6 protein-coding genes are annotated in these 6580 nt (G+C 66.8%); all 6 read left to right on the top strand.

Going from position 1 to position 6580, the window contains the following annotated elements; all coding sequences use genetic code 11:
• A partial coding sequence (locus tag A3IG_RS36005) for an RHS repeat-associated core domain-containing protein (protein ID WP_169366234.1) occupies positions 1-870 on the top strand: 870 nt, incomplete at its 5' end.
• Positions 863-1540 carry a DUF7919 family protein gene (locus tag A3IG_RS34355; protein WP_157862256.1) on the top strand — a complete coding sequence of 226 codons (678 nt, stop codon included), beginning with the start codon at positions 863-865 and terminating at the stop codon, positions 1538-1540. The genes A3IG_RS36005 and A3IG_RS34355, both read left to right, overlap by 8 nt.
• Before the next feature lie 523 nt (positions 1541-2063).
• The gene (locus tag A3IG_RS0120735; protein WP_158676922.1) at positions 2064-3797 is read left to right on the top strand and encodes a tetratricopeptide repeat protein; all 1734 of its coding nucleotides are present in this window, start codon (positions 2064-2066) and stop codon (positions 3795-3797) included.
• 434 nt (positions 3798-4231) lie between these two features.
• Positions 4232-5233 (top strand): polyprenyl synthetase family protein, encoded by a 1002-nt coding sequence (locus tag A3IG_RS0120730; RefSeq protein ID WP_201787475.1) that lies wholly within the window; start codon positions 4232-4234, stop codon positions 5231-5233.
• A 48-nt stretch (positions 5234-5281) separates the two neighbouring features.
• Positions 5282-6340 carry a UbiA family prenyltransferase gene (locus A3IG_RS0120725; RefSeq protein ID WP_058032794.1) on the top strand — a complete coding sequence of 353 codons (1059 nt, stop codon included), beginning with the start codon at positions 5282-5284 and terminating at the stop codon, positions 6338-6340.
• A complete protein-coding gene (locus tag A3IG_RS30685) occupies positions 6337-6579 on the top strand; it encodes an acyl carrier protein (protein WP_018385512.1) in 243 nt (80 codons plus the stop codon). Before A3IG_RS0120725 ends, A3IG_RS30685 begins: the two co-directional genes overlap by 4 nt.
• Position 6580 lies beyond the last annotated feature (1 nt).

Here is a 6580-nt window from a genome sequence, read left to right as displayed (position 1 = left end):
GTCACCCTCACCTGGGAACACCACGGCCTNCACCCCCTCACCCAAACCGAACGCATCACCGACACCACCCACCACCACACCACCGACCAACGCTTCTACGCCATCATCACCGACCTCGTCGGCACCCCCACCGAACTCATCACCCCCNANGGCACCATCACCTGGCGCACCCGCACCACCCTGTGGGGCACCACCACCTGGAACCGCAACGCCACCGCCCACACACCCCTCCGCTTCCCCGGCCAATACCACGACCCGGAAACCGGACTCCACTACAACCACCACCGTTACTACAACCCCACCACCGCCCACTACCTCACCCCCGACCCCCTCGGCCTCACCCCCGCACCCAACCCCGTTACATACGTTGAGAATCCCCACACACGGACCGACCACCTCGGACTCGCACCAGACTGTGGAGAAACGTCAAAGAGAACGACCGGCGCACTCGCTGATCCCGGGCCGACATCTGGCGGTGCGCGTGCGATCCCAGGTCATCGGGCGGACGGAACGACCGTGATTCACGGCCATGGCAGCTACCGAGGAGGTGGAACATTTGTTGTGCCAGAGGGGACAGCTATCCATATGTATGTTCTCGATGGGCAAAGGTTGGATGCTGCGAGGGGTCTCCGAATAGCCGGACCTGGAGGTCCTGGAGTGGCGCCCGTGGAAGTATTTACGGCGGGTGATACAATTCCTAATTATACCTTATCTCCGCTCGGAACGAATCCGCACACTGGATTGCCTATGGTATATAGGGAGGGTTCGATAGTAGTCGATGAACGTACGCTATTGGGTGATATCTTAAAGCCCAACATGGGCGTCTGTCACTGGGTTGCATGTCGTTATCCGGGATATGGAAATGGCTGAATTTAAGGACCTGTCTAACTACGTCTATGGCGAACCCCCGTTCCCAATGAAGAACATCGGTTGGCTGGGCAAGGATTTAGGGATTCAAGGTTTGTCTCGTGCCGTTCCGGATGGAGTCGTAGAGCGGCTCAAAGAAGAGGTGAGGAAGACAAGAAGCTTGAGCCTGGGGCTGCATGAGTGTGAGTTCTGCGTCGGGGTCGACGCTGCGGTCGGGAACGGTGAGATCCATGTTTTCTCCAGATCGGGAGAAGTGTATTCTGCCCCAACTCTAGTTATGCATTATGTGGAGTGCCATGGGTATGTTCCGCCAATCGAGTTCTGTGAGGCCCTCAATGGATTCCCTGAGGGGCTTGCTTGGGACCTTCGGGCGGAAACACTGCGCCTCATGCTCCGCGACCCGGATGCGGACCCGGGATGGCGAGTAAATTCACTTCTTGATCTGACGGTGTGGAATGATCCTCGTGCTAAAGAGGCTATCGAGGATGTGGTCGCCGGAGATCAAGAGCTTCGACTGACAGCTCCATATGAGGTAGCCATATCCCTTGCTGCGATCTGGATGCGAGATGGAGAGATCAGCCTAGGTGTATACGAGGCGGTTGATCGGGACATTCGGGACTGCGTAGTGGCAGAGTATTCCCGCCAAGGAGTGAAGTTCCCAAGGGGATTTTGAAGGACCTCTGTTCATCCTGAACCCGTGCCCGGAACGTGGGGGGGCCATCCCATCCAGGCCTCCTATCCGGCTCCCGTACCTGCTCCTGACGAAGTCGGGGACGCTGACGCTGTCCGGTCCGAACAAGCGGCGGTCTGACACGGCCAGGTGGAAGCGTTGGCCGATCACTGTCTTGATCGTACGAGCGTCCACCGTTGTCCTGCCGGCCGTGCGCGGCCGGCTCTTTGGCCAACTCCGTCTTTGTTGCAGCAACTATCTTCCGCTCAGCTTCGGCCGCAATGAAGCTGGCCATGTCGGGGATTCCGTTTCGCGAGATGACTCCGAGCCAGGACGCGGCGCTGTCCGCGCCGTTGCGGGTCCGGGGGAGTGGGAACAATCCCCACAGCGGCACGTACCAGGTGGTTAGTGGCGGGGGCAGGGGCGTTCGGGAGGGGTCTCCGGGGCATGGGTGGACACTTCCCGCTCCGGGACGCCCGCGGGTCGATGCGGGCGTCTGTGAGGGAACCGAAGGGGGTCGGTCCGAGTGGTGGTTGGTGGCCGCAGGCGGTTGGCCGCGGCTTTGCTCAACGTCAGTGGGTGCGGTGCGGGGTTCTGGTACCTGCGGGCGTGGAAGTGGCTGGCACTGGTGTGGGTGGTGGACGTGGCGCTGTTGACGCTCGCGATCACGCAGCACGCCAGTGACCACCCGGTGCTGTGGGGGAGTGGCTACCTGGTGTGGCTGGTCGTCATGGTGGCGGTCGGGTGGAGGAGGGCCGGGACCCCGGCGCACGCGGACCAGTCTCCGTACGCGGACCAGTCCCTGCACGCGGACCGGTTCCCGCACGGAGCCCCGTCCGTGCACGCGGACCAGCCCGTGCACGCGGACCCTTCCGCCGCGCCTCACAGCAGAGAGCCGGCGCCGCAGTCGGGGGCGGCGGGCGGTGGGTGGCGGCGGTGGGCGCCGTTCGTGGTGGCCGGGGGGTTGGGTTACTGCCGTTCGGTGCCGGAGAGCGAGCTGGAGCGGGCGGTGGAGGCGCACGCGGCCGGTGACTGCCCCGGGGCGATGGGGCACTATGCCCGGGCGGTGCGGGCACGTTACGAGTTCACCCTCAGCGGGGCGTTCGACGACGCCAGGTATGGGACCGAGTCGTGCCGGGTGCTGATGCGGGCACGGCTCGCCGAGCAGCAGGACAGGTACACCGACGCCATCCGTGGCTATGACCTGTACCTGGCCCGCTACGACGGTGAGTCGCCGCCGTGGGGTCGGGCCGAGGAGCACGCGGCTGCCACACGGCTCTCGTACGCGGACGCGTTGGCGCGGCGGGCCGCCGGGGGGCGGTCCACCGGGACGGCGCGCGAGGACTACCAGGCGGCGGCGAGGGCGTACTTGGAGATCCGCAGCAAGCACCCGGGCTCGGCCGAGGCGGAGCAGCTTGACCAGCGGTTCGACGCGCTCTACGACGCGGGAACCGCGGCGTGGACGGACGGTGACCGTCCGTGCGAGGTGCTGGACGACCTGCGGGCGCTGTCCGGACTGAGGCCGTCGACCGACCCGTTGACCGGCGGGATCGCCAGTCGCGCCGTCAGATCGCTGCCGGACGCCACCTACGCCTGTGGGCGGGTCCACCACGCGGACCGGCGGTACTGCGTCGCGGTCGAGGACTTCGACAAGGCCAGGGAACTGGCCGGGGACGTGTCGCCGAAGACCGCGGCCAGGGCGGTGTCCGCGCTGCGCGGAGCGCTGTACCGGTGCGGCCTGGAGCACTACCGGAAGGACGAGTACGAGGAGGCGAGGACCACCCTGAACCGGCTGGTGGACGACTACCCCAAGGGCGGGACGGCGGAGCGTGCCGCGGACCTGCTGGTGGACGTGGACATCGCCGAGGCGCGAAGCGGGGACACCGACTCCCTGACGGGACCCTCGCCCTGGACCGGTGCGCCGGCCGGGACGGTGACGGTGGAACTGATCAACGAGTCACCAGAGAGCATGCAGATCCTCTACTCGGGACCTGAGACGGGCCGGGCCACGGTCGAGGCCTGTCAGGAGTGCACCTCGCACAACACGGACCTGGTCGAGATCGACGGGTACGAGGAGAGCTGTGGGACGCAGGACCGTCCGTCCATCACGTTGAAGCTGGAGCCGGGCGCGTACGACGTGGTGATCCGCGCTCCGTCGGACGACACGGTGCCGCCGCTCTCCGGGACGTGGCACCTGGCGTCGGGCACCGGCTACTCCGACTGCTACTACATCACCTCGACCTTCGGGTACGGCGTCTGAGCGGTAGGAGAGCGACGGGCGAACGGGGCGTTCGGGGGCGCCGGACGGTGTCCCCGAACACCCTGCGGCGGGTAGCGGGGCGGTGGTCCCGCCGGATGGCCCGGAGGCCCTCTTGACGGGCGGCGTCGTATACGTCAGCGGCGTCTCGGGGCGCTTTCCCCCAGGCTCGTGAAAACCACTGTCCGCTGCTCGTGTTCTGCTTGAGCAACGGTGGAGAACGCGGTCTCTCCGCGGGTCGCTCGTGAGATCGAACGCGCAGGTCAAACGGGGTGGCAGGGGGGTTACTCGGGAGGACGGAAGTCACCCCTGCCGAGGTCGAATATCGATTCCACTATCGCAACAGGAAGCGAATTCCGTAACCTCACCTCGACGCCTGTCAGCGGCGGAACCGGACTGATCCGGTGACGTCGCTGCGCGGACAGATGGGGGAGCGCGTGACCGCAGGAACTCACTCCGGGCTGCCTACTTTGGCAGAGGAGTTGGCCGTCGAACTGATCTCGGACATGGCGGCTGTCGACCAGATCGTCCAGGACGCGGTGAAGAGTGATGTCCGTCTCCTGCATGACGCCTGCCGGCATCTGATGGACGCGGGTGGCAAACGCTACCGGCCCATGCTGACCCTGTTGGCCGCCCGGTTCGGTGACCACAGGGACCCCGACGTGTTGCGCGCCGCCGCGGCGGTGGAGCTGGTCCACCTGGCTGCGCTGTACCACGACGACGTCATGGACAAGGCGACGTTGCGGCGCGGCGTGCCGAGCGTCAACGCCAAGTGGAACGACGCGGTGGCGATCCTCGCTGGCGACTACCTGTTCTCGCAGGCCTTCCTGCTGCTGGCCGCGATGCACTCGCAGCCGGCCAGGATGGAGGTGCAGACCTTCTCCCTGCTGGTGGCCGGTCAGTTCCGTGAGATGAGCGGCCCTGAGCCGGGCACTGACCCGGTGGACCACTACGTGGCCATGGTCTCGGACAAGACCGCGTCGCTGATGCGTTCCTGCCTGCGTCTCGGTGCCCTGGTGGCCCGCGCGGACCAGGAGGCGGTGCACGCGCTGGAGGCCTTCGGTCAGAACCTCGGCGTGGCCTTCCAGGTCTCCGACGACCTGCTCGACCTGGTCGGCAAGGAAGAGGAGTTCGGCAAGCACCTGGGTGGCGACCTGATCAAGAAGAGCGTCACCACGCTGCCGCTGCTGTACGCCACGCGCGGCAACGACCCGGCCAGTGTCCGGCTGCGGGAACTGCTCGAGACCGAGGAGTTGGAGGCGGAGGCCCGCGCCGAAGCCCTGTCGCTGCTGAGCGCCCACCCGGCCCTCGACAAGACCCGCGAGGTCCTGCGGTCGTACGCGGACCGGGCGAGCACCGCCCTGGACCCCCTGCCGGACGGGCCGGCCAAGGACGGCCTGCGGGCCATGTGCACGGCCGTCGTGGAGCGCACCCGTTAGGAGAGAGCACATGCACCGCCCGCTCACGAGCAGTGGGGTCGCGGACGATTGAGCAGAACAGCCGCACTCCTGCGCGCGACGAGTGTCCGGTTCACCTCCCTGTACTTCCTTCCCTTCTACGCTGCCCTGTCCGCCGCCGGCCAGGCCAGGTGGGAATGGGTGGTGATGGGAGCCGGCTACTGGTTCGCGCACTCCGTCGGCACGGAGACGCTGAACCGGCTCGCTGACCGCCGGGAGGACGAGGTCAACCGGCCGGAACGCACCGCGCTGTGCCAGCACGCCGGATGGGAGAACATCCGGCGGGCCGCCGTCTGGTCCTGGGTGGCCGTGGCCGTCCTCGACCTGGCCTTCCTGGCGATGCGGCCCGATCCCGTGCTCGCCCTGTTCCTGGTGCTCGGCGGCCTGAGCAGCGTCAACTACTCGTACGGCCTGCGGCTGTCACGTAATCGTTTCGCCGCGCCGTTCGTGTTGACGTTCCACTTCTGCGGCACGTTCGTCATCGGCTGGACGCTGGCGCAGGACCACTGGAGCACCGAGGTGTGGAAGGGCTTCGCCGAGTACCCGCTCCCGTTCTTCGCCGTCGGCTTCCTCACCCTGCTGGTGCTCGGCGGCGCCAAGGACCTCACCGACCTCGCCGGGGACGTCAGCATCGGCTACCACAGCGCCTGGGTGGGCGTGGTGCGCCGCCACGGATCCGCCGTGACCACCGCCATGGTGTGGTCCACCTACGTGATGGTCGGGCTGCTCGTGGCGGTCGGCCTGTTCCCGCCGCGGTTCCTCTTCTGGTTGTTGCTGCTGCCCGTGGCCACCGCGCTCGGCCGCTGCCTGTGGCGGGCCTCCTCCGAACAGGAGCGGTCGGCCACCCGGGAGTTCTTCTACCAGTACTGGGTGCTGAACCTGGCGGTGGCGGTGCCGCTGTACTCCCCGCACCTGTCCACGGTCGTCGGGGTCGTTGGCGGCCTGGCCTTCTGGGTGTTCACCACCCAGCGGGTGCACTGGTCACCAGGGGTGCGCCGGGGAACGCTGCGGGCGCTGGTGTCCCTCGTGGGCCGCGGACCGCGCCCGGATCCCCATCCGATTCCGACCATGGAAGGGAAGGCCCGATGACTGAGGACGAGATCCGCGCGGCGGTGCGGGAGGTCGCCCTGGAGATCCTGGAGCTCGAACCCGAGGAACTGGCCGACGAGGCCGACCTGGAGGACCTCGGCGGTGACTCCATCATGCGTCTGGAACTGGTCTCCGCCCTCCAGCAACGGCTCGGTGTGCGGTACACCGTGGACGACGAGGTCCGGATCAACTCGGTGAAGAGCGCCGTCGAGATCACCCAGAACGTGCTTGCGAGCTGAC

The sequence above is a fragment of the Wenjunlia vitaminophila DSM 41686 genome (assembly GCF_000380165.1).
GTDB classification, from domain to species: domain Bacteria; phylum Actinomycetota; class Actinomycetes; order Streptomycetales; family Streptomycetaceae; genus Wenjunlia; species Wenjunlia vitaminophila.
Note: the sequence above shows the minus strand (reverse complement) of the source record. Positions and strands in the feature narration are given on the sequence as shown.